Genomic DNA, 25,218 nt, shown 5'->3' with positions numbered 1-25,218 from the left:
GATGAGCGTGTGCCTAGATCAGCTGAGAGTGAACACCGCCCCGCCCCGACATTCGAGGAACTCGGTGTCGCCGCCGAGCTGCTCGACGCGCTGGCAGAGCAGGGCATCGAGCGGACCTTCTCCATCCAGGAGCTGGCCATCCCACTCGCGCTCGACGGGCGCGACCTCATCGGGCAGGCCCGCACCGGCATGGGCAAGACCTACGCCTTCGGCATCCCCCTGCTGGACCGCGTGTTTGATGACGCCGCGATTTCGGAACTCGACGGCACGCCGCGCGCCCTCGTCGTCGTGCCCACGCGCGAGCTCGCCGCCCAGGTCGGCGAGGACCTCGAGCGCGCCTCCATACACACCCCGGTCCGTGTCGCCACCATCTACGGCGGCACGCCGTACGAGGAGCAGCTCGCGGCTATCGACGCCGGCGTGGACGTCATCGTCGGCACCCCGGGACGCCTGCTCGACCTCCTGCAGCGCGGCGACCTCTCGCTGAGCCAGGTGGCCATCCTCGTGCTCGACGAGGCCGACGAGATGCTGGACATGGGCTTCCTTCCCGACATCCAGAAGCTCTGGTCGGCGCTGCCGCAACAGATCCAAACCATGCTCTTTTCCGCGACGATGCCGGCGCCGATCCTCACGCTCGCCCGCTCAATGATGCGCACCCCCGTGCACATCCGCGCCGAGGCACCGAACGCGTCGGCCACCCATGCGAGCACGAAACAGGTGGTGTTCCGCTCCCACCGGATGGACAAGCCGGAAGTCCTCGCACGTCTCCTGCAGGCCCCGCACCGCGGGCGCACCATTATCTTCGCACGGACGAAGCGCACCGCCGCCGAGGTCGCCGAGGACCTGGCGCAGCGCGGCTTCCCCGTCGGCACCGTCCACGGTGACCTTCGCCAGGAGGCGCGGCAGAAGTCACTCGACGCGTTCCGCACCGGCGAGGTGGAGATCCTCGTGGCCACAGACGTCGCGGCCCGGGGCATCGACGTCGACGACGTCACGCACGTGGTGAACTACCAGACCCCGGATGACCCGATGACGTACGTCCACCGCATCGGACGCACCGGGCGCGCCGGCCACTCCGGCACGGCGGTCACCCTGGTCGGGTTCGACGAGCAACACAAGTGGGAACTCATCGATTCCGAGCTCTCGCTAGGCAAGAAGGAGCTGCCCACCTGGTTTTCCACCTCCCCGGAACTGTTCGAGGCGCTGGACATTCCGGACTCGGCTGCACCAACCGTGGGCCGCCCGCGTAAAGTTCTCGGGGCGCGGCCAAAACGGCCAGCGGAAAAGAGCCAGAAAAAGCAGGGAAGGAACCGGCGTTGAATAGACCGTTGCGACGTACCCGGGGCGATCTGATCGCCACCGGTGTCATAACCGCCGTATCGGCAGGCCTCCTGGCCACAGCGTTCTTCACCGCGCCGATTCGCTCCTCTGAGCTCACCCCGGCTGCCGAGCAGCAGGAGGACTACGGCCAGTTGGCGGTCGTGCCGGAGTCGCTCACCGAGTCGTTCCGCCTGCCCGACTCCTCCCCCAACTCGGCTCCGCTGGTGGTCAACGGCCTCATCATCACGTACAACGACCACACCATCACCGCCACCACCCCGGAGGGCGACACCGCCTGGACGTATACCCGCGACAAAGAGCTGTGCACGCTCGCCGGAGCGTGGGACAAGGTGGTTGCGGACTACCGCGGCAATGGCGGCTGCGGCGACGTCGTGGGGATTGACGCGAAGACCGGCGAGTACGCGTCGACACGCTCCGCCCCAGGCCCCGAACAGGTGGCGAACGTCTCCTCCAACGACCGCGTCGGGTACGTCAGTTCCCAGCACGTCGAGCTGTGGCGCTCTGACCTGGTGCGCACCGTGGAGTACGGCACCATCGAGGCCCCGCAGGAGCCCGACATGCAGCCCAACGAGTGCCCGATCACGTCGGCGCTCACCCGCACCGAGCTCCTCGCCGTCACCGAGGTGTGCGACGGCGGCACGTTCCTCCGCTTCCAAAACGCCACCCCGGAGGACTCCCGCTCCCCGGAGATGAACGGCTCCGTCGAGCTCCCCGAGGGCGCCTACCTCGTCGGTATCTCCCAGGACGCCGCCGCGATCTACGACCCGCAGTCTTCAGAAGTACGCTCCTACAACAAGGACGGCAAGGAGCTCAAGGTCTCGGAGGTCCCGGAGCTGCCAGAGCCTGAGCCGCTTGACGACGCCACCCGCATCCTCCCCGTCCACGACCTCCCCCACCACATGACGTACCACGTGGGCGACTACCTCCTGCTCCTGGACCCCGCCGAGCTCAACGTCACCGGCGTGTTCCAGGGCGCGAAGGGCACCGGCTTTGCCGCCGACGATCGCCTCCTCTACGCCTCGGATTCCGGTGTCGCGGTCATCAACTGGGACAAAAACTCCGTGGAGAAGATCATCCCCGTGGACCGCGGCGACTACAACGGGCCGATCTCCATCGACTCCGCGGGCGCCACCGTGGTGGAAAAGCGCGGCGACGAGATCGTCGCGCTCAGCGCCGAGTAGTCGCGGGCACCGGGGCGTCGATTAGCGCTCTGCTTTGCGCAGCTCGTAACGGGCTTCGTTGTACTGCGCCGTCTGCGGGTGGAACACGGTGAACAACACGAGTGCGGCGGAGATGCCGGTAACGATGCCCAGGGCGACCGCGCCGCCGGTCACCATATAGAAGGCGACACCGATGAGGATCGCCTGGATCAAGACGATTGCGCCCGTGCTGCGCGGCCGGCCCTGCAGCGTGCGGACGGCCACGAACGCGACAAAGCCGAAGATGATGAGCAGGAAGACCGCAGTGCCGAGGGGGACGAAGTGCGTCGCTGCGGAATCGGACTCCAGCGAGCTGTCCTGCACCCCGCGGACCTGGGCGACAAGGAGGCTGCCCGCGTACACAAACATGGCGAGGCATTGGACGAGGACGACGACGGCGCCGAACCGCATGATGGGCGGAACCACTGCGGAGGCACGCCGTGCCGTTTCCAGGTCCATTGGCGGGCGTGGTTGACGAGGAGAGCGGGATTTCTTTTCAGTCACGTCTTGTTAGTCTAACCGTCACTTTGCGGTCGACTTCACCGCGACATCACCGGGTGCAGTAGCAGCACCGTCACAGCCACCGCGGAAGAATCGGGGCGGAATCACAGATTCTTGATTTGACCTTCCCACCCGCGTGTGCGTGCGCGAAAATTCCCATTTCCGCAGTTCAAACCGTTGATGATGCGTTCCCAAATTCGTTGGAAATCCCAATATGAACTGCGCGGAGGGGAAAAATTCATATGATTAGTGTCACATTTCAGCCTTTACCCCTAGCGCACATTGGCAATTCGTGCCATTATTCTCAGGTAGCAAAAACAACGGGCTGGTAACACAGCCCTTAACCCCAAGACACCACAGGGTTAACGCCAGGGAAACCGGCCGCCGGATCCCACCGAAGGGAACACCGCCCGGAACCTGGAATCAAACTTAGTTTGCAACTCGCCTCCCGCGAAGAGGCGAAGAAGTGGTGTGCGCGAAACCTGTTCAACGCTTATGTAAGGAGTATTTCATCATGGATTGGCGCCACGAAGCAATTTGCCGCGACGAGGACCCGGAACTGTTCTTCCCCGTCGGTAACTCCGGCCCGGCTCTGTCCCAGATCGCCCAGGCCAAGATGGTCTGCAACCGCTGCCCCGTCACCTCCCAGTGCCTGAAGTGGGCCCTGGAGACCGGCCAGGACGCAGGCGTGTGGGGCGGCCTGTCCGAGGAGGAGCGCCGCGCCATCAAGCGTCGCAACAAGGCACTGGCTCGCAACCGCGCCCGCCTGTCCGCGTAACGCGAACTCCCCCCACTCCGCATCACGCATCGCGTCGCCCGGGCGTACATCCCCGTGAAGCAGGGACAATTTCCCTGTAGGCACGTCCGAGCGATAAAGTGGAGTACCTGAACTTTGATCGCCCAGAACCGAACAGAACTAAGGAGGCTCCCATGAGCAAGCGTGGTCGTAAGCGCAAGGACCGTCGCAAGAAGAGTGCAAACCGCGGCAAGCGTCCTAACTCTTAAGAACAGCGCAGCGCCCCCCTCCCCGACTTTCACGCAATGTCGGCGAGGGGGCGTTGTCATGCGCGGGGTCGATCGGTGACATCGGCGCCTGTCTTGGCAACTGCGTCCGGGCGTGCCGCCTGACCCGGTGATGGCCGCTTCACCCACGGTGACGAGCCAAACGAAGCTAGCTCCATCTGGCCCGCCGCCACCAACAAAACCCCAGGTAGGCTCCCAACCCGCAATCCAAACGGAGCTAGCTCCATCTGGCCGCGCACCACCAACAAACCCCCAGGTCGACGCGCAGCCCGTCACCCAAACGGAGCTAGCTCCATCTGGCCGCGCGCCACCGCACCAGCAAACGCCGCACCACCAACAGACGCCGCACCGCACCCAAACTCAAGTCCCCCCAGAACCCGGAAAACTCCGCCTCCGCGCACGAGAAACCCTGGCGTAGATACGCCAAAGGCCTGGCCAACATGGCCAGGCCTTCCGCACAATCCGTCTCGCTTAGCCGAACACGCTTAGCCGAGCACCCCGGAGCCGAGGGCAGCGGCAGCGCCGCCGATAATGGCTAGGATCGCGATGATCGGCACGATGATGGCGGCGATGTTCGGGCCGCCTTCCGTACGGCTGTCGTCGGAAGCCGTGTGCAGCTCCTTCTTTTCCGGCTGGTCCTGCGTCTTCGGCGACGCCACCGTGGTCATTGCGCCGTCGTCGTTCTTGGTGGATTCCTTCGACTTTGCCGGTGCCGACTTCGCCGGCGCCGCCTTGGACGGTGCCGCCTCGACGGTCGGATTTGCCGTCACGGTCTCGGTCGCAGCCTCCTGAGACTTCGCGGTCTTGGTCGTCTTTGCGGGCGCGTTGGTAGCGCCTGCCATCGCTGCAGGGTTCGCGGATGCCTTGCCGGCCTTGACGTCAACGGCGAAGCGATCTTCGAAGGCGGTCTCGCCATTCTGGTTGGTGACCTTCACGTCGAGCGGCATGATGGCTGCGTCGCCAGCGGTCACCGGCACGGTGACGGTGGCCTCGTCGCGGTCGGTCAGCGCGCCGTCGAGGACGATGTCCTTGGAGGCGTCGCCGTGCGGGGTGACCACCTGGACGGTGTAGCGGTTCAGGTCCGCGCCCCTGTTGTTCACCTTCAGGGTGACTTTGCCGGCCTTGCCCGCCTCGAGGTTGGAGCTTGCCACCTCGACGTCGACGGTGCCCTCGTTCTTCTCCGCCTTGGTCAGGTCCTGCTGGTACTTGGCTGCAGTCTTCGCGGCAGCGGCATCAACCTTCGTGCTCTTGACGCCGACGGTGCCCACGGGCTTGCCAATGTGGCCGGTGTTGATGATCAGGTTGTCCCAGTCGGCGGGGACCCGGTAGTCACCGGTGTAGCAGTTTGCGCCCGGGTTGTAGCATTCCTGCGGCAGCTCGCCGCCGGAGACGGACTCGTGGTCGGAATAGTCAAAGTGGCTGAACTGGTAGAGGTAGTTCATCACCGAGTAGTAGTTGGGCAGGTAGTCGGAGTCCGGGACCTGGTTGGCAAACTTGGTGGAGCCGTTGTGGTCCAGGCCGAGGGTGTGGCCCAGCTCGTGGAGGATGGTGTTGCGGAACTGCTCGTCAGTGGTCATCCGGTCGTGGTTGGCCACGTAGAACGCGTTGTCACCAACCGTGGAGACACCCACCGAGTAGGTGCTCGGGTCCATCTGGTCGCCGACCATGCCGCTGCGGAAGACTGCGGAGCGGTCGCCCAGCATCTCATCGATGTTGTCCATGAGCTTGACGCCCTGCGGCTCGTTCTGGAAGTAGTACTTCGTATAGTCGCCGTAGACGCCACCGTGGCGCTCCGAGTAGTTCGGGATGTTGGTGTAGGACTCGCCGGCGTCGATGTGCAGGTTCACGTCGTGGTCCGCAAAAAGGTCGACAAGCTGCTGCAGGATGTCGTTGCTCGGGCGGTAGCTCTTCGTGTTTGCGTCCGCGCAGGCTGCCTGCTGCGGATTGTCAAAGCAGCCGAGAGACTCGTATTCGGACGGCATCCAGTTCATCTGCAGGAAAATGTCGGGGCGGTTCGGATCTGCGCCCCACGCGTTAAGGGGGAGCTCGGTGCCGTCGTTAAGCGTGAGCCCCTGCTCCTCCCACGCGTTGGCGAGGCCGTCGCCGTCGGTGTCCTCGGCGCCGTCCTGGGTGCGCATCGTCATCGTGGTCTCTGCAACGACGGTCTGGCCGGCGGCGATGTCGTCGAACCAGCGGCCGCGCTGGAACTGGGCACCGGACTCGTCGACGAAGCCGACCTCGTCCGGGTTGGTCGTGCCGTTGAAGGAGCTCGCAGCGCCGGAGTAGGTCGCGCCATCGAAGGAGATCTCCGTATCGTAGCCCAGGGACTCGGGGCCGACCGTGAAGCGGCCATCCTCGTACGACCCCTGCAGCTCGCGCGCGGTGTTGATCTGGTTGGTCATGTCCAGCTGGTAGTAGGAGTCGCTGCCGCTGGTGTTCGTGATTTCGGTACGGACGGTGGCCGTGTTGCCATCGATGCGGAACTCGCGGGTGAACTGCACGCCGAGGTTGCGGTCCTCGTTGCGCATCGTGATCACGTCAGCCTTGCCGTCCTTGCGGGTCTGCACCTTTGTGTTCGCGCCGCTCATCTCAAGCTTCTGGCCGCCGAAGCGGAAGTCGATGTAGAAGGAAGAGTCCCGGGTGCCGCCGACGGAAGCCGGGTCGGTGAACTTAAAGGAGGAGATGCGCCCCTTGTCCAGCTCGACGTTGTGGAAGAAGGGGCCGACCTCGTCGGCGGTCACGGTGACCACGCTCGGGTCGTCAACAACCTTTGCCTCCGCGGGAACCCGGAAGGCGGGAACCATTACTGCGAGCGCGCAAGTGGCGGCAAGTGCTTTGCGGGCGATGACGTTCATGACTGGTTCCTCTTCTCGGTTCAGCGGGTCGCGGGGATGGTGTCCGTGCGCTGTCCGCAGCGTGTCTGTTCTGTTGTTTACGGGCTTTAGTTTATGCACAAGGACTATGCAGAGGGAAGCTGTGTAAATCCAGCTACGAATTTTTACCGTTTTACCCGTTCTATTTACTGATTGTTCAACACGCTATCAGGGTCTGGCTGGGCTTTGTGGTCACGTGCATACGTAAATTGTTCTACAACCGCCCCCGAAATACGGCCGACATTTAAGAACCATAAGAATTGTTCAACAGCCCACAAGATTGCATATTATACCTACTAAGAATAGTTATACATGCAATCACAGCTATCATTCCCAGCAACCTGGACTTTTTGGACATTCCTCCGAATAGTGAACGTTTTCCTAAGACAGACCAATCAGGAAACACCTAGGCAAAAAATACTTAGGTTTCCTCAGCCGACTGGGGCGGCAATTGTTCACCAATCGCCACCCCCGAAAATCACCCCCGTTTGCACCTGTGGAACGCTCTAAGCAAAGAACTACTATGCCCCCATATTTCAGCAAAATCTAGGCGCAAAAAATCCCGTGACCTGCGCGATCACGGGATTAATAAAAACTGGCTGATGGTCAGTTATACCGAATTTCTGTGTAACTCACAGACGTGATGGAAGCGATGATCCGGTCACGCAGCGGCTCCGGCGCCCGCGCTTCCCCGCAACAATCGCGGACCAGATCGCGCACGGCCTGCTCCGATTCAAGCCTGCCAAAGCAGTGCGGGCACGCCGCAATCTGCTCACGAATTTCCAGTACACGCGCGGGCGGGGTATCCGGATCGAACAGTTCGCACAGCAGCGGGTGCACGTCGCTGCAGTCCCCCGAGCATCCGCCTGCGCCGTCGTGGCTCCGACCAGCGGCGTCGTTGTGCTTTCCGGGCGTGCTCATCACTTCTCCTCCGCTTTCTTGGCGCTTTTCTTGGCGCTGTCCTGCATGTCAGCGTGATCCAGTCCGATGCCCTGATCGCGCGCTACGTCTTTCAACATCTCGCGCAACTGTTTTCTTCCACGGTGCAGCCGGCTCATCACCGTGCCGAGCGGAATGTCCATGACCTCGGCGATCTCCTTGTACGCCAGCCCCTCAACGTCCGCGTAGTACACGACCATGCGGTAGTCCTCGTTCAGCTCGTTGAGCGCCTGCGAGATCCGCGAATTGGGCATCAGTTTCAGCGCCTCCACCTCGGCGGATTCCAGCCCCGTCGACTCGTGCGAGCTGGACGTATAAAGCTGGTTGTCCGTCACGTCATCCGCCGAGGTCACCAGCGGTCGGCGCTGCTTTTTCCGGTACGTATTGATATACGTGTTGGTCATAATCCGGTACAGCCAGGCCTTCAGGTTCGTGCCCGGCTTGAACCGATCGAACGCGTTGTAGGCCTTCAGGTACGTCTCCTGCACGAGGTCCTCGGCGTCTTGCGGGTTCCGCGTCATCCGCAGCGCGCCCCCATAGAGCTGGTCAAGCAGGGGCATGGCTTCATCAGTGAAGCGCGATTTCAGGTCTGTCTCGGGCATGCCCGCCATTGTAGGGCAATGCGCCGGGCGTACGATCGGGCGGGAGCAACCAAAAGGAGTACCAATTATGTCTGCACGCACGCGCGCGATCGCCGCGCTCGAAGGCACCGAGCACACCATCTTGGAATATGCGGCCAGCCAGGACCACTTCGGCGAGCACTCCGTCGACGAGCTCGGGGTGGACCCCGCCGCCGCGCTCAAGACGCTCGTTGTCCGCAACGAGACCAACGAGCGCGAGATGGCGCTGTGCTGCGTCCCCGTCGCCGGCCACCTCTCCCTCAAGGCCGCCGCCAAAGCACTCGGCTGGAAGAAGGCGGCGATGGCGGACCCCAAGAAAGCCCAGCACGCGACCGGCTACGTCGTCGGGGGCATCTCGCCGCTCGGTACCCTGCAGCGTTTGCCAGTGCTTATCGACGCCTCCGTCTCCCCCTTCCCCACCATCATCGTCTCCGCCGGCCAACGCGGGCTCTCCGCGGAGCTCGCCCCGCAGGACCTCGCCGCCCTCACCGGCGCGGACTTCGCCGACATCGCCGCGCAGTAAGCCCCTACTCCGCGGGCACGTCCGTCAGCTCGCCCACCCCGGTCAGCTCCGCATACTCGTTGCGCACGCTGCCCACGCCCGGGTCCGCCTTCCGCCAGCGCAGCGTGTCCGCCACCCGCGAGGGCGCGAGTAGCTCCGCGGCCTCCTCCGGGGTGCCGGACACCCACTGCTCCACCTCGTCTGCGGCCAGGAATAGCGGGAGTCGGTGGTGCAGCCACGCCATATTTTCAGCCGCCGCGGTAGTCACCATCGTGGTGGACAACCGGTCCAGACCTGTCTCCCACAGGGCCGCGGCGAACAGCAGGCCGGACTCGGGCCGGACGAAGTAGGGCTGCTTGCTGCCCTTCTCCCCCTTCCACTCGTAGTACCCGTCCAGCACCATCAGGCCGCGGCGCGACTTGAAGGCGGAGCGGAACGAGGGTTTTTCGGCCACGGTCTCGGCGCGGGCGTTGAACAACGGCGGCCCCGTTTCGTCGTTTTTCCAGGACGGGAGGAGGCCCCAGCGGGCGGCGTCGACAAGCGCCCCCTGCTCCTGGAAGCGCACGAGCGGCACCTGCTGGGTCGGGGCGATGTTGTAGCGGGCGGGCGGCGTGCCGTCGGGGGCGTCGACGGTGCCGGCCCCGGGCAGGGTGCCGACGGCGTCAAGCAGCTCGTCGCCGGTGGTGAAAAGCACGAAACGACCACACATGCCTCTATTATGATGGACCGCATGACTGAACTGTGGACCGCACCGTTTTCGCCCGACCCCATCTCGCACACGCAGCAGGTGCCGGGGTCGAAGTCGATGACCAACCGCGCGCTCATCCTCGCCGCGCTCGCCGACAGCGAGTCCACCGTCGTCGGCGCGCTGCGCTCGCGAGACACGGAACTCATGGAGTCCGCGCTCGCCGCGATGGGCACCACGTTCACCCACAGCGGCGAGGAAATCCGCGTCACGCCCGGCGAACTCCACGGCGCAGAGGTGGACTGCGGCCTCGCGGGCACCGTCATGCGGTTCGTGCCCGCCGTCGCCGCGTTTGCGCAGGGCCCGGTGCTTTTCGACGGCGACGTGCAAGCCAAGGCCCGCCCCATGGGCACCATCCTGGACGCGCTCCGCCACCTCGGCGTCGCCGTAGCGGGCGACGCACTCCCCTTCACCGTCCACGGCACCGGCCACGCCGACGGCGGCGCGGTGACCATCGACGCGTCCGGTTCCTCCCAGTTCGTCTCCGGCCTCCTGCTGGCCGCGCCGCGCTTCGACCGCGGCGTAACCATCACCCACTCCGGCAGCACCTTGCCGTCCATGCCCCACATCGAGATGACGGTGGCCATGCTTGCCGACGCCGGCGTGCACACCACCGCCACCGCCCACACCTGGAAGGTCGAGCCGCAACCAATCCGGCCGAACCGGTGGGTCATCGAGCCGGACCTGTCCAACGCCACCCCGTTCCTCGCCGCCGCGGCCGTCACCGGCGGCGTCGCCGCAGTGCCGCACTGGCCGATCCAGACCACGCAGCCGGGCGACGTGATCCGCGACATCCTCGAGCGCATGGGCTGCGAGGTCGAGCTGCACGCCACCGGCGCCGACCACACCCTCCAGGTGCGCGGCCCGCAGCGCGGCAACCTGCGCGGCATCCGCCTGGACATGAGCGACATCGGCGAGCTCACCCCGACCGTCGCGGCGCTGGCCGCCCTGGCGGCCACCCCGTCCGAGCTCACCGGCATCGCGCACCTGCGCGGCCACGAGACAAACCGCCTCGAGGCGCTGACCACGGAGATCAACCGGCTCGGCGGCTCCTGCGAGGAGCTGTCGGACGGGCTGCGCATCTCCCCTGCCACGCTGCACGGCGGTACCTGGCACTCCTACGAGGACCACCGGATGGCCACCGCCGGCGCGATCCTCGGCCTGGCCGTGGAAGGCGTGCAGGTGGAAAACATCGCCACGACCGCGAAGACCCTGCCGGGCTTCGCCGATATGTGGACCGCGATGGTGGAGGGCTAATGGGCCGTCGATTTTCCGACTACGACGAGTCCGACGTCCGCGTCCGCCCCGGCAAGGGCAAACGCCCCCGCTCGAAGGACCGGCCCAGCCACAACGACGCCGTCTACGGCATGGTGGTCACCAAGGACCGCGGTCGCTGGGGCGTCGTCCTCGACGACGGCCCGGTGGTCAACTGCATCCGCGCCCGCCAGCTCAAGCGCACGAGCCTGGAGGTCGGCGACCGCGTCGGCGTCGTCGGCGATACGTCGGGCAAGAAGGACACGATCGCGCGCATCGTCAAACGCGCCGACCGCACCTCCGTCCTGCGGCGCACCGCCGACGACACGGACCCCTACGAGCGGATCATCGTGGCCAACGCGGAGCTCTTGCTCATCGTCGTCGCCGCGGCCGATCCGCCGCCGCGCACCGGCTTTGTCGAGCGCGCTCTCATCGCCGCGTTCGTCGGCGGGGTGCGCCCCGTGGTCTGCGTGACCAAGTCCGACCTCGACGACCCCACCGACTTTGAGCGCGAGATCGCCGACCTGGACGTCCAGGTGCTCCGCACGGGCACGGACGACGACCTGGCGACGCTCAAGCAGCTTCTCGACGCCCACGTCTCCGCCCTCATCGGCCACTCCGGCGTGGGCAAGTCCACCCTGGTCAACCGCATCGTGCCGGACGCCCAGCGCGAGACCGGCGACGTCTCCGGCGTGGGCAAGGGGCGCCACACCTCAACCCAATCCGTCGCCCTGGAGCTCACCGGCCCGGGCGGCGGATGGATCATCGACACCCCCGGCATCCGGTCGTTCGGGCTGGCGCACGTCCAGCCGGAGCAGATCATCGACGTCTTCCCCGACCTGTCCGAGGCCGCAGACGCTTGCCCGCGCGGCTGCACCCACCTGGGCCCGCCCGCGGACCCGGAGTGCGCGTGGGACGACTTCGCCGCCGACTCGCCTGTGGGCAGGCGGGCGGCGGCGGTGCGCAACCTGTTGGCTGCGCTGCACTCGAATAATGAGTGGGAGCTAAAGCAGCTCGATGAGGAACGGTAGCTCGCTGGGGTCGAAGAACGCCATGTAGTTGTCCTGGGCGTCGCCCACGGCCAGCTCGGCGTCCTCGTCGCCGAGATCGGCGGCGTCGATGAGCTCGGTGGCCCGCTTCGTGGCGTCTTCGGCCTCGCGCACGTCCACGTGGACGGCAGCGACGTCCTTGAGCTCGACGGGGCCGGACACCTTGACCACGGACTCGCCCATGTCCGGCTCTCCGGTGGCGTCAACGTCGGCGGACACGACGACGCGGCGGTGCGGGAAGCGCTCCTCGTCGCCGATGGCGAGCAAGCGGATCGAGGCGAGCGCCGCGTCATCGAACGCGATGGCCTCGATCTCTTCCTGGTCGCCGGAGTTGAAAAACTCGGTGAGCTCCGGGGTGGCGGCGAAGCCCCACCCATTGCGGGCGTGCAGGACGCCCTGCTCGTTGAGCTGTTCCAGCATGGCGAAGGTGGCGGGGATGTAGACGCGCATTAGAACTCGCCCTCAACTCCGAACAGGGTCTGGATCTCCACCGCGGTGCGCTCGAATGCGGTGTGCAGGATGCCGATCATGCCGAACTCGACGGCCGCGCGGACGTTGACAATGTCGTCGTCGATCATCACGCAGTCGTTGATGATCACGTCGATGGCGTCGGCCGCAGCCTGGAACGCGGCGCGGTCAGGCTTGCCCACCCCGACCTCGCCGGAGAGGACAACGGCGTCCACGTCGCCGCGGAACTCCCACTCGCGGATGGCCTCCGCCATCGGGCTGTCCGCCTCCTCGTTGGACAGGATGCCGACGGAGATCTCCTGCTTCTTCACCTCGGCGATGAGCTCGCGCCAGCGGGCGACATCCTCCGGGTCCTGGTCCAGGACGCCGGCGTAATCAATAATCAGTCCCTGCATTGCCTCTCTCCTTTCTTCACTCCCGGTAGTGTACGGGAACTTAGGCCTGCTGACCCTGCGGTGCGTCGCCGGAGCCCTCTGCGCCCGCAGCACCGTCAGCGCCTTCAGTGCCGTTCTGCCCCTCGAATTGCTTGCGGATGAGGAACAGCTGGCGCACCGTCTCCTCCTGGACGGCCTCGTTCATGGCGGCGAACATGTCGCCACCTTCCTTCTGGTACTCCACCAGCGGGTCACGCTGCGCCATCGCGCGCAGGCCGATGCCTTCCTTCAGGTAGTCCATCTCGTAGAGGTGCTCGCGCCACTTGGTGTCGATGATCGGCAGGATCACGGAACGCTCGATGTTGCGCATCTGGTCTTCCCCGCCGATCGCGGCGACGTTCTCCTCGAGCTTGTCGTACTGGGCCTGCGCATCGTCGATAAGCGCCTGGCGCAGCTCGGAGGCGCTGATCTCACCCGGGCTGCCGTAGGTGGAGCCCTCGACGAGCTCTTCGGAGGACACCGTCGGGCCGTAGAGGGAGTCGAGCGCGTTCCACAGCTCGCGCAGGTCCCAGTCCTCCACGTAACCGTTCATGGTGGCTCCCTCGACGTAGGCGCCGACGGTGTCATCGATCATGCGGCGGACCTGGTCCTTGATGTCCTTGGAGCCCAGGATTTCCTGGCGCTCGCGGTAGACCACCTTGCGCTGCTCGTTGAGCACCTCGTCGTACTTAAGCACGTTCTTGCGCATCTCAAAGTTCTGGTTCTCCACGCGGGCCTGCGCGCCCTTCACGGCGTTGGAGACCATCTTCGCCTCGATCGGCACGTCGTCCGGCACGTTGAGGCGGTTCATCATGTTCTCCATGGACTGGCCCATGAAGCGCACCATGAGCTCGTCGCGCATGGAGAGGTAGAAGCGGGTCTCACCCGGGTCGCCCTGGCGGCCGGAGCGGCCGCGCAGCTGGTTGTCAATGCGGCGCGACTCGTGGCGCTCGGTGCCGATGACGTAGAGGCCGCCGGCAGCGCGGACTTCATCACCAAGCTGCTTGGAGCGCTCCTTTGCAGCCGGGAGCTGTGCGTCCCACGCCTCCTGATAACCCTCCTCGTTCTCAAACGGGTCCAGGCCCTGCGCCTGCAGCTTCGCGTCCAGCAGAATTTCCGGGTTGCCGCCCAGCACGATGTCCGTACCGCGGCCGGCCATGTTGGTAGACACGGTCACGCGGCCCGGCAGGCCGGCCTCGGCGATGATGCGGCCCTCTTCCTCGTGGTGCTTCGCGTTGAGCACGTTGTGCTTCACGCCCTTGCGGGTAAGCAGCTGCGACAGGTACTCGGAGCGCTCCACCGAGGTGGTGCCCACCAGCACCGGCTGGCCCTTCTCCGAGTGCTCTGCAATGTCCTCGGCCACGGCCGCGAACTTGGCCTCCTGCGTCTTGTAGATCAGGTCGTCGCGGTCCTGGCGCTGGTTCGGACGGTTCGGCGGGATCTGCACGACGTCCATCTTGTAAATCTGGTGCAGCTCGGCCGCCTCGGTCTCGGCGGTACCGGTCATGCCCGCCAGCTTGTCGTACAGGCGGAAGTAGTTCTGGAGCGTGACGGTAGCCAGCGTCTGGTTCTCGTTCTTGATCTCCACCTGCTCCTTGGCCTCAATGGCCTGGTGCATGCCCTCGTTGTAGCGGCGGCCGGCCAGCACGCGGCCGGTGAAGCCGTCCACGATCATGACCTCGCCCTGGCGGACGATGTAGTCCTTGTCGCGCTCGAAGAGCTCCTTCGCCTTGATGGCGTTGTTGAGGTAGCTCACCAGCTGCGAGTGCTCCGGCGCGTAGAGGTTGGTAATGCCCAGCTGGTCCTCGACGAACTCCACGCCGTCCTCAGTAATACCGATGGTGCGCTTGCGGTGGTCCACCTCGTAGTGCTTCCCCTCGCGCATGCGCGGCGCCAGCTGCGCGAAGACGGTGTAGTACTGGCTCGAGCCGTCGACGGGGCCGGAAATAATCAGCGGCGTACGCGCCTCATCGATGAGGATCGAGTCAACCTCGTCCACGATGGCGTAGTTGTGGCCGCGCTGCACCATGTCGTTCATGGAGCGCGTCATGTTGTCGCGCAGGTAGTCAAAGCCCAGCTCGTTGTTGGTGCCGTACGTAATCGCGGCCGCGTAGGCCTTCTTGCGCTCGTCCGGGCGCATCTCGGAGAGGATCACGCCCACGTCCAGGCCGAGGAAGTGGTGCACACGGCCCATCATTTCCGCGTCACGCTTGGCCAGGTAATCGTTGACCGTGACGATGTGCACGCCCTTGCCGGACAGGCCGTTGAGGTATGCGGGCAGCACCGAGGTCAGGGTCTTGCCCTCACCGGTCTTCATCTCGGCGACGGAGCCGAAGTGCAGCGCCGCGCCACCCATAATCTGCACCTTGTAGTGCTTCTGCCCCAGCACGCGCCACGACGCCTCGCGGGCGGTGGCAAACGCGTCGACGAGGATGTCGTCCAGCGACGCGCCCTCTTCGACCTGCTGCTTGAACACGCCGGTCTTCGCCTTGAGCTCCTCGTCGGTCAGGGCCTCGTATTCCCCTTCCAGCGCCATGACCTGGTCAGCAATCTTGGCTAAGCGCTTGACGGTGCGCCCTTCACCGGCGCGGAGCAACTTGGAAAGTCCAAACACGTTGTGCGAATCCTTCTTGAGTCAGTTCTTGGCGTAGCGAATGCGAAAAAACGCGTTCTACGTGGAGTTCATTATGGTGTACCAACGGGCAATTGTACGCATATTCCTCCAGCTGTTGGCAACCCCCGGCCTGACTGTCCGGTAAAAGGTTGATGTGAGCGCAAGGGCGCATGCTTATCGACGCCCCCGAGCCCCCCTCCCCTCCGCCACCGCACACAACAACCGCCCGCGCACCCCGTGCGAACTTGGGATGCGCGGGCGGTACAGCCGGCGTCGGCGCTTACGCCTCGGCGTCCGCGAGGACGATCAGGCCGTAATCGTAGGCGTGGCGGCGGTACACCACGGACGGGCGCTTAGACTCCTCATCCACAAAAAGGAAGAAGTCGTGGCCCACCAGCTCCATCTCGGAGAGGGCCTCGTCCACGCTCATCGGGGTGGCGGGGTGCTCCTTGCGACGCACGACCTGGCCCGGCTCCACGTCCTCAATGGTGGCCGCGTACGGGTCAACGTCGTAGTTATTCTCCGCCTTGTTGCGTGCCTCCTCGGCCTCCTGCGCCAGCTCAGCGGCGATCTGGCCGGTGGACTTCGGCGCGCGGTGGCCGGACCGGGCAACCTGGCGACGGACCTTCACCTTGCGCAGGGAGCGCTCCATCTTACCCAGCGCGGACTCGAGCGCGGCGTAGAAGCTGTCCTCCTTCGCCTCGGCGCGGGCGAGGTGGCCCTTGCCGGTTGCGGTGATCTGCACGCGCTGCGCCTGCGCCTCGCGGCGCGGGTTGGGCTCGTGCTGCAGCTCGACGTGGAAGAAGGTGAGCGACGGGTCAAGCTTTTCCACCTTGGCAAGCTTGGCGTTCACGCGCTCTTGGAAGTGCTCAGGGACATCGACATTTCGGCCGGTGATGGTCACCTGCGCGTTGGGGCTCAGGCTGTCGTGTTGGTCTGCAGAAGTCATCTGCGTCCTCCCTTGAGTAGTAGGAACTCGGTCTACGTCCACTATACAACTGGTCATAACCAATGTGTCTGTTTTTCCAAAGAACTCCCGCCCAACTTCCTGAATGCGTCCGCGCCTCGCAGCCGGCGGCACGCATACCACACAGAACCCACTCTTGCCTGCACTTTTATTCACGCCTCGGCCATCGTGAGGCAGCCGACGACCCGCACCCCGTGGGCCAGCAGCCCGGCCACGCTTGCCCCCAGCGTTGCCCCCGTAGTCACCACGTCGTCTACGATCACCACGTTTCCAGCGGGGGTAGCCGTCACCCGCACTGCCCCCGCCAGATTGGCCCTGCGGCCCGCCTCGTCCAGCTCGGATTGGTCCGCGGTGCGCGGGTCCAACTCCAGCGCAGGCACCGTCGCGCGCCCGCTCGCTTGGCACACGGCCTGCACCGGATCACCGCCGCGCTCTCGCGCGCTCGCGGCACGCGTCGGCGCGGGGACGAGCACGTCCACGTCCGCGAGATCACCGCGCACCTCGAGGAATTCCACCGCGGCCCCGATGACCGCGCCGACGTGGCGGCGCACCGCGAGGTTCTTGCGCTCCTTCATCGCCAGGATGACGCCGCGGTGCGCCCCCGCGTACGGGCCGAGCGCGAAGACGGGCGCGTGGACGGCGACGTTGGGGAACACGCGGGTCGGCGGCGCCGCCAGCAGGGTGCGGCAACGCCCGCACAGGACCGCGCCCGGCTCGCCGCAGCCGACGCAGTAGCGCGGCAGGATCAGGTCGGCGACGCCCCCAAGCATTGTCTTCCCCCTCCCCCGGAACCGCTGCCTAGTGGCGGGCCACAATCGGCAGCGCACGGGTGCCCAGCAGGCCCGGGACTTCGCGCCACAGCGGGTTATCCGCACCGGAGATGGGCATCTGCAGCAACGCGTTGGCGTCGGTGACGTAGAGCATGTTCGGCGAGGTGCCCACGGCCACCACCGGCGCGGAAATGTTGCCCGCGGACAGCGTGGTCGTGGAGGAACCGTCCTGCTCCACCCGCAGCACCGGCGCGGCCGCGCTGGAGGTGCCGGCCAGCAGCGACCCGTCCGGCTGCCACTCGGCGGTAATGAATGACCCGCCGAGCTCGGAGGCGTACTCCATCACGTTCACGATGGAGCGATCGCCGGTCTGCCCGCGCTGCACGATGCCGGTGTACAGATGACCGTCGATGATCATGAGGACGCGCGCCGAGCTTCGCGTTAGGCGTAGCACCGAAATGTTGCCTTCCACGCCTTCCGGCAGGTCGACGGTGATCTCGCTCGTGGTGTACTCGCCGGTGGCGGTGGACCGCCACGTGCGCAGCACGTTCTTGCCTTCCGCAACGATCCACACGGCGGCCGCGTCCGGCTCGAAGGTGGGCCTGGAGAACGTCTTGCCCTTCACTACCTCTTCGTCCCCTCCGCCGAAACGGCCGACGCGGAACGTGTCGTCCTCGCCCTCGGGCCCGTCGCCGAAGACGCCGGCCCAGGCGTCCTCGCCGTAGATGTCGGCGGTCATGACGTTACCGTCCTGCCCAAGCGGGCCGTCGACTTGGCTGGCGGTGCCGCCGCTGACGCGGGACACGTGGCCGTCGGTAAGCGAATAGAGCGTGCTGTCGCCCACGAGGTCCACGAGGGGGCTGAACTCGGCGAAGTCGTCGACGGTGAGCTTGTCGGCGCCGTCGAAGAGCGCTTCCCCGTCGGCCTGCAGGTTATAGGGCCCGGTCACGCCGGCGGAGGCGAGCGTCCAGACCACCTGCGCGGCGAACTGCTTGCGCGTCTGTTCGTCCATGCCGCCGAAGCCGGTGAACTCGTACGCGCCGTCGTTGAAGCCGGTGTACGCGATCGTCGCGTCCTCCTCCTCCGCAGAGGCGAGCGCGTTCGGGCCGGACACCGCGGGCTGGAGGCGGTCCGACGGCCCCTGTGTGAGCAGGGAGATCAGGGCGCTCGGCAGCGACTCGCGGCGGGCGTAGACCCAGCGACGATCCGTGATGAGCTCGTTGCCGGCGGGGTCGAAGAAGTAGAGGTCGTAGGGCTGGTACTCGTCGCGCATCTCGCTGCGCTCCAGTACCACGCCGGACGGAAGCGAGGAAATGCGCCACTCGCCGTCGACAAGCTCGAGCTCGATCGTGGCTTCGTACGAGCCATGCTCCGGAGTGAACGCGCCGCCGTCGTGCAGCTCGCCGACCACGTCGCCGTGGACGCTGAAGCTGCGCTTGTTCCCCGCGCTGCCGACCAGCGTGGTCACCCCGAGGCTGTCCACCACCAGCGTCTGCACGCGCGGGTCCCAGGCCGAGCGCGCGTCGCCCGTGAGGAACGCGCGCGCCGCCTCGTAGTCGCCGGCGGGAACCGCGGCCGCGCTGTAAAAGTCGCGCAGCAGCAGGTCCGGCTCTCGCCCCTGCACCGGGGTCACGTCCGGGCCGCCCGCGGTCTGCTCGTCAAAGGGGTGCAGCACGTGCGGGTCAGTATTCGCGGGCAAGGAGGTACATCCCGAGGTCAGGGCGATTATCGACGCCACCGCCACCGCCGCCTTGGCCTTACCGTTCCTCCGCATCTGTCGCCTCCTTTAGCGCTGCAGTGTCGTCCTGTGCCGCCGGCCCCGCGGGTTGCGCAGGTTCCGCGGGCTCCGCCGCCGCTTCCAGCTCCGCCCCCGGTGCGACCAGCGGCAGGGGCTCCTCGGTGAACCCGTCCTCGGTGTGGCGCGGCAGAATGAGCCGGAACTGCGCGCCCACGCCCGGGGTGCCCGCAGCGTCGAGCGTTCCCTTGTGCAGCAGCGCGTCCTCGCGGGCAATGGCCAGGCCCAGCCCGGTGCCGCCGGAATGGCGCTTGCGCGACTTGTCCGCGCGCCAGAAGCGGTTGAACACCAGCTCCTCCTGGCCGGGCTTAAGGCCCACGCCGCCGTCGGTGACGGTGATGGCGACAGCCTCGTCGTTGGCGCGCAGCACCACGCGCACCGGGTTGCCCTCGGAGTGGTCGATGGCGTTGGCCATGAGGTTGCGCACGATGCGCTCGATGCGTCGCGGGTCTCCCTCGATGTTGACGGGGTCCTCGGGGACGTCGAAAAGCACCTCGACCTCGAGCTCCTCTGCCAGGTGCTTCGTCTGTGCCCAGGCCGACTCAATGGGCGCGCGGGCGTCGATGTTTGCCAGCGAGAGGTCCGCAACACCGGCGTCGTGGCGGGAGATCTCGAGCAGGTCGGTGAGCAGGGCCTCGAAGCGGTCGAGCTCGCTGATCATCAACTGCGAGGCGCGCTTGGTCGCCGGGTCCAGCTCATCCTCATTGGCGGCGATCATGTCGGCGGCGATGCGGACCGTGGTCAGCGGGGTGCGCAGCTCGTGGGAGACGTCCGAGGTGAACTGCCGCTGCAGGTCGCCGTACTGCTCGAGGTGGTTGATCTGCTGCGAGATCTTGTCCGCCATGTTGTTGAAGGACAGTGCGAGCACCGCCATCTCGTCCTCGCCGTCCACGGGCATGCGCTCGCGGAGGTGGCCGGAGGCGAAGCGCTCCGCCGTGCGCGACGCCGAGCGCACCGGCGCGACGATCTGCTGCGAAGCGAGCCACGCAATGCCCACCAGCAGCACGATGACGATCACCGCCGCCGACGCAATCAGGCCGCGCATAAGCGCGAGCGTGGAGGCCTCGTTGTCCATGTTCATGACCAGGTACAGCTGGAGGTCCTGCACGTCCGCGTTCGTCGGCGTACCGATGATGAGGGCGTTGTAGGTCGTGCCGTCAGCGCGCTCCACGCTGGAATACTGGTAGGCCACGTTGCCCTCGGACACGTAAGTTCGCAGCCGCTCCGGGATGGAGAAAGACTCCGGCGAGGAGGTACCGGCGCCGGGGCCGCCGCTGACCACCAGGACCGGCTCGTACACGCTCGGAGCCTCAGCGCTTTGCTGGGAGCGCTGCGTCAGCGCGGCGCGCGCTGAGTTCAGCCGCACCTGCAGGGAGGACGCGCTGCCAGTGGTGTTGACTTGGTCCTCCACCATCACCCGCGCGCGGTCAATCTCCACGCTCGCCGCGTCGAGCTTGGTGGCGGCGATGCGCTGGGTGACCACGGAAGCCATGGCGAAGCCGAGCACGAGCATGACCACGGTGGAGACGATGAGCACCGTGCCCACGAACCGAACCTGCAGGGAGGTGCGCCAAGATTCTGCGACGCGCTCTCTCGCCCGCCAGACTGCGTTGCGCTTTATGTGCTACACCCCCGGCTTGCCGGTCTTGTAGCCCAGACCGCGCACGGTCAGGATGATCTCCGGGTTCTCCGGGTCGCGCTCGATCTTGGAGCGCAGGCGCTGTACGTGCACGTTGACCAGGCGGGTGTCCGAGGCGTTGCGGTAGCCCCACACCGTTTCCAGCAGCTCCTCACGGGTGTGCACCTGGTTGGGCTTGCGAGCCATCTCGAGCAGCAAGTCGAACTCCAGCGGGGTCAGCGAGATCTCCTCGCTGCCGCGGCTGACAATGTGCTGCGGGACGTCAATGGTCAGGTCACCCACGTGGAGGACGTCGCTGGCCTGGTCGTCGGTACGGCGCAGACGGGCGCGAATGCGGGCCACCAGCTCCTTTGGCTTGAACGGCTTGGTGATGTAGTCGTCCGCCCCGGATTCCAGGCCGAGCACCACGTCGACCGTGTCGGTCTTCGCGGTCAGCATGACGATGGGCACCGGAGAGGTGCGGCGGATCTCGCGGCAGATGTCAATGCCGTTGACGCCCGGGAGCATGAGGTCCAGCAGGATCAGGTCCGGGTCAAAGCTGTGGAACGCGTCCACCGCCTCCGCGCCGTCCTGGACGGACGCGGTGCGGAAGCCCTCGGCCTCCAGCACGATGGTGAGCATCTCATTGATGGCTGGGTCATCATCAACAACGAGGATCTTCGGCTGCATCACGGCTCCTTGGCGTAGAAGTCTTTCACTGCTTGCATAATAGTGCCCGCATCATTGGTGCGAATCCACGGACTCACCCAGCCGGCTTCCGCCAGGGACACGTAGGCGCCGTGGGTGTCGCGCTGCAGCTGCGCATCCCGCTCGTAACGGTCGCGCTCGCGCGAGGCGTCCTGCGCCGCGCGCTGGACGGCCCGCTCCTGCGCGACCTCCGGGGGCGTGTCCACGAGCACCTGCAGGTCCGGCAGAGGAAGGCCGAGCCGGTCAAACTCGAGCTCGCGGACCCACTCCACGACCGTCTCGTCGCCGGTGCGCGCCCAGGAGTACGCCGCGTTTGACGCCACGTAGCGGTCAAGGATCACGATCTCGTCGCTGCCCTTGTAGCGCGCGATGTCCGCCCTCGCCCCGAAGCGGTCCAGTGCAAACATGGTGGCCATGCCGTACGCAGAATCGGTCAGGTCGCCCATCTTCCCGTGCAGCGCCTGCTGCGCCAGCTGCGCGTGGATCGAGTCCGCGTAGCGGGGGAACGCCAGCGCGTCCGCGCCCCGCTCGCGGCGCAGCGCCTGGACCAGGGTGTTCTTTCCGGCGCCGTCGATGCCTTCGACTGCAATGATCATGCTCGCGCGCCTACGCCAGCGCTTCGAGGAACTGGTCCAGGTCCGCGTCGGTGTGCTCGGCCGCGGCCTCGAGCACGGACGTGGCCGCCTCCGAGGTTTCCTCGTCCAGCGCGCCGTTGTGCGTGCGGATAAAGGTGTACGTATCGGCCGTCTCGCCCGCGGAGAAGGGGGCGCCGGACCAGATGGCCACGATCGTCGCCGCGGCCTGGGCGTTCAGCAACTCGTCCTCGTTGACGGTGCTGGGATCTTGGTTGGCGGCCAGCAGCACGGCGTCGATAAGCGCCTGCTCGAGCTCGTCCCCCTCGAGGGTATCCAGCTCGTCGAGAAAGTCGGTGTTGGCGTCGATGGAAAAGATTTCCTCGTCCCACGTACTCATCGGCGTCTCCTTCTATATCGGGCAGTTTGCCCCTTAGGTCTACCACGATCGCGCCACCGCGGGTGTGTTTGCGATCACTCGGACACAAAATTTCCCCTGCGGCGTGCTATAACGGCTTCAGCGCAACTTTTGTTATAGGGTTGTAACACTTTTGACTCAATAGCGTGACATGCGAGAGGAGGAGCGATGAAGGACAACCAGCCCCGCGTGGGCCTCTTCATGACGGCCGGCATCCTGGTAGCCATCGTGGTGGGCATCGTGGTGTTCAACACCTCCGCCTCCGACCGCTCCGCGCAGGCCGGGTACGTCACGGACAGCGACACGAAGCACCCGGACACCTCCGCCTCCAGCACCGAGTCTGCAATCTCGAAGTCCACGAAGGCAACGGCGCTTAGCGACGCCCCCGCGGACCACAATTCCTCCACCACCAGCGGGGACAACCAGGACCCCCGTCACCAGAACGCGCACCACGACACCGACGCGTACCAGGCCGCGCCCGCCCAGCAGGGCGGCGGTTCCAACTACAACCTGAACTCCGACCCGTACGCGCCGCAGCACGCGGTGGTGGGTACCGCACAGCCGTCGAACCAGTCCACGCGCGTCTTCCGCCCCACCAACGTGGTGCCCACGACCGTGATGCCCACGACTGCGGTGGCAGGCCCCGAGGCGCAGGCGACCACGGGCACCACCGGCGGCGCGAACGGTTCGGCGCAGCCGGGCGCTGCGGGCACCCCGGGCACCGCCGACACCGCCGACGCCCAGAACAGCGAGCCCACGACCGCCGCACCAGCGACGGAGCCGACCGCATCCGCAACCCCGGGTGGCCCGGGCGACCAAGGTGCGGAGAACCCGGCGAGCGCGGCCGAATCCGCAGCACAGTCCGCCGCCAGCGAGGCCGCACAGCAGGCCTCCGAGGCACTGCGCCCGATGGGCCTCAACGATGGCGCCAACAACAGCCAGAGCGAGCCGGGCACTCCGCAGCAGCAGGCACCGGCAGAGCCGGCGAACCAGGCTGAGCAGGCCGGGCAGCCGCAGTCCGAACCGGCAGCACCGGAAGCACCCGCAGCCTCCTCCGAGCAGCCGCAGGAAGCGGCCGCGCCGCAGCCCGGAGGCTTCTCCTCCGACGCCCAGCACGCCTGGCAGCGTTGGGTGGGCAACTTCCGCCACTAAGAGCTCGCGACGAGCGCCGACGATTCCAGGAAAAACCAAGGTGCGTCGCTGGCTGCCGGGCCCCGCTTGTAGCCACCTCACCCGAACTGCGCTGGAATTCCGCCGGTTACCCCCATTTTGGCGACACGTATCAGCGCCTCCCCGTGCCTTTGTATGACCAATGCCGTAACATTCCATACAAAGGTCCCTCCAACCCTGCATCAAGCGATTTTCAAAACAGTTTGGTGCCGTAGATCAGGTTCCCGGGACTGATTCTTCCTATTAGCCGTCTCCTCAGAAAGGGACCCACATGCGGTCTATCTTCACCCCCCGCAAGGTTGATCTTCGCCCGGCCCTCGCCGCATCCATGGCAGCTACGCTGGCCATCTCTGGCACCGCCGCGGTAAGCATCGCAGCTCCGCCTGCAGCGTACGCGCAGGCCGAAGACGAAGCGCCGGCAGTACCGGAGCGCGATGACACTGCGATCCCGGAGGTGGACGGCGCGCCCGTGGGACTCGAGGGGACGGGGACCGGCTACGCGTGGTACCAAAGTTACGTACCCACCTACCCCGACTTCGTTTTGGGGAAGGTCGGCCAAAAAGTAGAAGTCCCCGCCCCCGAGTACTGGGAGTTCTACCCTTCCGAGCTGCAGCGCCCAGAACCTTCTGGGGTCACATACGAGTTGGTGCAAAATGGTGACGACTTGAGCTGGGTGGACTTTCACGACGACGGCAGTATGACCCTTGATTTAACCAATGGGATTCCAAACGACGCCCAGCAGGCTCGCCTCGGGGTCAAAGCTATTCTCGACGGAACCACTTTTACTACTTATGTCCACGTTTACCTTGCCGATAGCGAAGAAGATCTTCCTGCTCACATTCGTTACGAGCCAAAGTTCCCCCGGCACCCCCAGGTGATAAAACCGGGCGACCAACCTTTCATTCTGGAAGAGGTTGCATGGTCCGATCCGTTCCGCGAGAAGTCTTCCGACAAATGGCCGCTACATATGGGCAAACCGGGATCGCAAGCTATCCTCACCGTAGACCGCAACACGCTAGATAATGAGCCCGCTTTTAAAAAAACTCGGGATTTCTTTAGCCAGCCAGGAAACAATGTCAGCGTCACCGACAATAAGCTCAAGATCGAAGTCGCTGACGGTGCTGAACGTGCTGGCTTACTCGAAATCCCTCTCGATGTCGACTATGACAAGAGCAACGGCCAGTATGACCTGCCCAACTTCCATATCTTTGTGGGCGAGCCACACCAATCCACCCAATATCTGCCAGAGAAGGTCAGCGAGATTACCGTCGGGGTGAATGCATCTGGCTCTACACCTACGCCACTGTTGATCGACACGCATAAAGCTCGTGGTGAAAGTTACGAGCAGCCTGAGGGGGCGAGGTTCTTCGTTTCCGATGTCGGGAATAATCGCGACTGGGTACGCATCGAGAACGGCGAAATTGTCGCTCGCCCTAACGACATTGCATTGAAAGGGGTACATCACGTACCAGTTCAAGTGGAATTCTCCGACGGCTCTGTATCTCCCGCCTTCGATGTGACGGTGACGGTCACAACGATGGATGACCTTTACGACCCGCAGGGCCAAGCCCAAAACGTCAAATACGGCGAGGACCCCGAGCCGAAAAACAGCGTCGCCGACACCGACGCCCTACCAGACGGCACCGAATTCGATTTCAC

At 65.5% G+C, this 25,218-nt stretch carries 24 protein-coding genes; 9 read left to right on the top strand and 15 right to left on the bottom strand.

The features are described 5' to 3' along the window. The first annotated feature begins 9 nt into the window (after positions 1-9). Positions 10-1,320, top strand: a complete 1,311-nt coding sequence (locus OVO38_RS02130; RefSeq protein ID WP_267207657.1) for a DEAD/DEAH box helicase — start codon at positions 10-12, stop codon at positions 1,318-1,320. Further along, on the top strand, positions 1,317-2,522 hold the full coding sequence (locus OVO38_RS02125) for a hypothetical protein (protein WP_267207656.1): 1,206 nt from the start codon (positions 1,317-1,319) through the stop codon (positions 2,520-2,522). Before OVO38_RS02130 ends, OVO38_RS02125 begins: the two co-directional genes overlap by 4 nt. A gap of 21 nt (positions 2,523-2,543) precedes the next feature. Here OVO38_RS02125 and OVO38_RS02120 read toward each other — a convergent pair whose 3' ends face one another. Next, positions 2,544-3,044: a hypothetical protein gene (locus tag OVO38_RS02120; protein ID WP_233125489.1), complete on the bottom strand. Its 501-nt coding sequence runs from the start codon at positions 3,042-3,044 to the stop codon at positions 2,544-2,546. 511 nt (positions 3,045-3,555) lie between these two features. Here OVO38_RS02120 and OVO38_RS02115 point away from each other — a divergent pair. Next, on the top strand, positions 3,556-3,819 hold the full coding sequence (locus tag OVO38_RS02115) for a WhiB family transcriptional regulator (RefSeq protein ID WP_095278793.1): 264 nt from the start codon (positions 3,556-3,558) through the stop codon (positions 3,817-3,819). 152 nt (positions 3,820-3,971) lie between these two features. After that, positions 3,972-4,046, top strand: coding sequence for a 50S ribosomal protein bL37 (locus OVO38_RS12440; RefSeq protein ID WP_095066802.1), 75 nt, complete (start codon positions 3,972-3,974; stop codon positions 4,044-4,046). 503 nt (positions 4,047-4,549) lie between these two features. Here the strand turns inward: OVO38_RS12440 and OVO38_RS02110 are convergent. The 3 genes from OVO38_RS02110 to OVO38_RS02100 form a co-directional block, all read right to left on the bottom strand. After that, complete coding sequence (locus tag OVO38_RS02110; RefSeq protein WP_267207655.1) at positions 4,550-6,919, bottom strand: hypothetical protein; 2,370 nt, start codon at positions 6,917-6,919, stop codon at positions 4,550-4,552. A gap of 624 nt (positions 6,920-7,543) precedes the next feature. Continuing rightward, positions 7,544-7,858 carry a mycothiol system anti-sigma-R factor gene (locus OVO38_RS02105; protein ID WP_323746815.1) on the bottom strand — a complete coding sequence of 105 codons (315 nt, stop codon included), beginning with the start codon at positions 7,856-7,858 and terminating at the stop codon, positions 7,544-7,546. Next, complete coding sequence (locus OVO38_RS02100; RefSeq protein WP_095537253.1) at positions 7,858-8,478, bottom strand: sigma-70 family RNA polymerase sigma factor; 621 nt, start codon at positions 8,476-8,478, stop codon at positions 7,858-7,860. The genes OVO38_RS02105 and OVO38_RS02100 overlap by 1 nt, the downstream gene beginning before the upstream one ends. Positions 8,479-8,545: 67 nt before the next feature. Here OVO38_RS02100 and OVO38_RS02095 point away from each other — a divergent pair, with 67 nt between their 5' ends. Further along, positions 8,546-9,019 (top strand): aminoacyl-tRNA deacylase, encoded by a 474-nt coding sequence (locus OVO38_RS02095; protein ID WP_095537115.1) that lies wholly within the window; start codon positions 8,546-8,548, stop codon positions 9,017-9,019. Between the two features lie 4 nt (positions 9,020-9,023). On the opposite strand, the gene OVO38_RS02090 is transcribed toward OVO38_RS02095, so the two are convergent. Further along, the gene (locus OVO38_RS02090) at positions 9,024-9,707 is read right to left on the bottom strand and encodes an SOS response-associated peptidase (RefSeq protein WP_095536389.1); all 684 of its coding nucleotides are present in this window, start codon (positions 9,705-9,707) and stop codon (positions 9,024-9,026) included. A gap of 12 nt (positions 9,708-9,719) precedes the next feature. Between OVO38_RS02090 and aroA the strand changes: the two genes are divergently transcribed. Then, on the top strand, positions 9,720-11,000 hold the full coding sequence (aroA, locus tag OVO38_RS02085; RefSeq protein ID WP_233127038.1) for a 3-phosphoshikimate 1-carboxyvinyltransferase: 1,281 nt from the start codon (positions 9,720-9,722) through the stop codon (positions 10,998-11,000). Continuing rightward, positions 11,000-12,028 carry a ribosome small subunit-dependent GTPase A gene (gene rsgA, locus OVO38_RS02080; RefSeq protein WP_095536391.1) on the top strand — a complete coding sequence of 343 codons (1,029 nt, stop codon included), beginning with the start codon at positions 11,000-11,002 and terminating at the stop codon, positions 12,026-12,028. Before aroA ends, rsgA begins: the two co-directional genes overlap by 1 nt. Here rsgA and OVO38_RS02075 read toward each other — a convergent pair. The 10 genes from OVO38_RS02075 to OVO38_RS02030 form a co-directional block, all read right to left on the bottom strand. Continuing rightward, entirely contained in the window at positions 12,002-12,496 is a 495-nt protein-coding gene (locus tag OVO38_RS02075) for a DUF6912 family protein (protein WP_095536392.1), read from the bottom strand. The genes rsgA and OVO38_RS02075 overlap by 27 nt on opposite strands. Continuing rightward, a complete protein-coding gene (locus tag OVO38_RS02070; protein WP_095536393.1) occupies positions 12,496-12,909 on the bottom strand; it encodes an HAD family hydrolase in 414 nt (137 codons plus the stop codon). The genes OVO38_RS02075 and OVO38_RS02070 overlap by 1 nt, the downstream gene beginning before the upstream one ends. Before the next feature lie 40 nt (positions 12,910-12,949). Next, on the bottom strand, positions 12,950-15,541 hold the full coding sequence (gene secA, locus OVO38_RS02065; RefSeq protein WP_267207654.1) for a preprotein translocase subunit SecA: 2,592 nt from the start codon (positions 15,539-15,541) through the stop codon (positions 12,950-12,952). Positions 15,542-15,821: 280 nt separating this feature from the next. After that, a complete protein-coding gene (gene hpf, locus OVO38_RS02060) occupies positions 15,822-16,490 on the bottom strand; it encodes a ribosome hibernation-promoting factor, HPF/YfiA family (RefSeq protein WP_095536395.1) in 669 nt (222 codons plus the stop codon). 170 nt (positions 16,491-16,660) lie between these two features. After that, positions 16,661-17,278: a ComF family protein gene (locus OVO38_RS02055; RefSeq protein WP_267207653.1), complete on the bottom strand. Its 618-nt coding sequence runs from the start codon at positions 17,276-17,278 to the stop codon at positions 16,661-16,663. A 28-nt stretch (positions 17,279-17,306) separates the two neighbouring features. Then, positions 17,307-19,052, bottom strand: a complete 1,746-nt coding sequence (locus tag OVO38_RS02050; protein ID WP_267207652.1) for an LpqB family beta-propeller domain-containing protein — start codon at positions 19,050-19,052, stop codon at positions 17,307-17,309. Beyond that, the gene (gene mtrB, locus OVO38_RS02045) at positions 19,036-20,634 is read right to left on the bottom strand and encodes an MtrAB system histidine kinase MtrB (protein WP_323746817.1); all 1,599 of its coding nucleotides are present in this window, start codon (positions 20,632-20,634) and stop codon (positions 19,036-19,038) included. Before mtrB ends, OVO38_RS02050 begins: the two co-directional genes overlap by 17 nt. Positions 20,635-20,697: 63 nt before the next feature. Then, the gene (gene mtrA / locus OVO38_RS02040; protein ID WP_095278806.1) at positions 20,698-21,381 is read right to left on the bottom strand and encodes an MtrAB system response regulator MtrA; all 684 of its coding nucleotides are present in this window, start codon (positions 21,379-21,381) and stop codon (positions 20,698-20,700) included. Beyond that, positions 21,381-21,995, bottom strand: a complete 615-nt coding sequence (locus OVO38_RS02035; RefSeq protein ID WP_267207651.1) for a dTMP kinase — start codon at positions 21,993-21,995, stop codon at positions 21,381-21,383. The genes mtrA and OVO38_RS02035 overlap by 1 nt, the downstream gene beginning before the upstream one ends. A gap of 10 nt (positions 21,996-22,005) precedes the next feature. Continuing rightward, positions 22,006-22,371 (bottom strand): DUF4259 domain-containing protein, encoded by a 366-nt coding sequence (locus OVO38_RS02030; RefSeq protein ID WP_267207650.1) that lies wholly within the window; start codon positions 22,369-22,371, stop codon positions 22,006-22,008. Between the two features lie 186 nt (positions 22,372-22,557). Between OVO38_RS02030 and OVO38_RS02025 the strand changes: the two genes are divergently transcribed. Together OVO38_RS02025 and OVO38_RS02020 are read left to right on the top strand one after the other, a co-directional pair. Beyond that, positions 22,558-23,541, top strand: coding sequence for a hypothetical protein (locus tag OVO38_RS02025; protein ID WP_267207649.1), 984 nt, complete (start codon positions 22,558-22,560; stop codon positions 23,539-23,541). A 289-nt stretch (positions 23,542-23,830) separates the two neighbouring features. Next, on the top strand, positions 23,831-25,218 hold a 1,388-nt coding region (locus tag OVO38_RS02020), incomplete at its 3' end, for a Rib/alpha-like domain-containing protein (protein WP_267207648.1).

Origin of the sequence: Corynebacterium sp. Marseille-P8863 (assembly GCF_946902955.1) — a bacterium.
Taxonomy (GTDB): Bacteria; Actinomycetota; Actinomycetes; order Mycobacteriales; family Mycobacteriaceae; genus Corynebacterium; species Corynebacterium gottingense.
The sequence above is the reverse complement of the archived record's forward strand: the minus strand, read 5'-3'. Positions and strand labels throughout refer to the sequence as shown.

Coding starts and splice junctions, on each gene's coding strand:
- OVO38_RS02115 (WP_095278793.1), top strand. CDS start 3,556: ATGGATTGGCGCCACGAAGCAATTTGCCGCGACGAGGACCCGGAACTG.
- OVO38_RS02110 (WP_267207655.1), bottom strand. CDS start 6,919: ATGAACGTCATCGCCCGCAAAGCACTTGCCGCCACTTGCGCGCTCGCA.
- OVO38_RS02105 (WP_323746815.1), bottom strand. CDS start 7,858: ATGAGCACGCCCGGAAAGCACAACGACGCCGCTGGTCGGAGCCACGAC.
- OVO38_RS02100 (WP_095537253.1), bottom strand. CDS start 8,478: ATGCCCGAGACAGACCTGAAATCGCGCTTCACTGATGAAGCCATGCCC.
- OVO38_RS02095 (WP_095537115.1), top strand. CDS start 8,546: ATGTCTGCACGCACGCGCGCGATCGCCGCGCTCGAAGGCACCGAGCAC.
- OVO38_RS02090 (WP_095536389.1), bottom strand. CDS start 9,707: ATGTGTGGTCGTTTCGTGCTTTTCACCACCGGCGACGAGCTGCTTGAC.
- aroA (WP_233127038.1), top strand. CDS start 9,720: ATGGACCGCATGACTGAACTGTGGACCGCACCGTTTTCGCCCGACCCC.
- rsgA (WP_095536391.1), top strand. CDS start 11,000: ATGGGCCGTCGATTTTCCGACTACGACGAGTCCGACGTCCGCGTCCGC.
- OVO38_RS02075 (WP_095536392.1), bottom strand. CDS start 12,496: ATGCGCGTCTACATCCCCGCCACCTTCGCCATGCTGGAACAGCTCAAC.
- OVO38_RS02070 (WP_095536393.1), bottom strand. CDS start 12,909: ATGCAGGGACTGATTATTGATTACGCCGGCGTCCTGGACCAGGACCCG.
- hpf (WP_095536395.1), bottom strand. CDS start 16,490: ATGACTTCTGCAGACCAACACGACAGCCTGAGCCCCAACGCGCAGGTG.
- OVO38_RS02055 (WP_267207653.1), bottom strand. CDS start 17,278: ATGCTTGGGGGCGTCGCCGACCTGATCCTGCCGCGCTACTGCGTCGGC.
- OVO38_RS02050 (WP_267207652.1), bottom strand. CDS start 19,052: ATGCGGAGGAACGGTAAGGCCAAGGCGGCGGTGGCGGTGGCGTCGATA.
- mtrA (WP_095278806.1), bottom strand. CDS start 21,381: ATGCAGCCGAAGATCCTCGTTGTTGATGATGACCCAGCCATCAATGAG.
- OVO38_RS02035 (WP_267207651.1), bottom strand. CDS start 21,995: ATGATCATTGCAGTCGAAGGCATCGACGGCGCCGGAAAGAACACCCTG.
- OVO38_RS02030 (WP_267207650.1), bottom strand. CDS start 22,371: ATGAGTACGTGGGACGAGGAAATCTTTTCCATCGACGCCAACACCGAC.
- OVO38_RS02025 (WP_267207649.1), top strand. CDS start 22,558: ATGAAGGACAACCAGCCCCGCGTGGGCCTCTTCATGACGGCCGGCATC.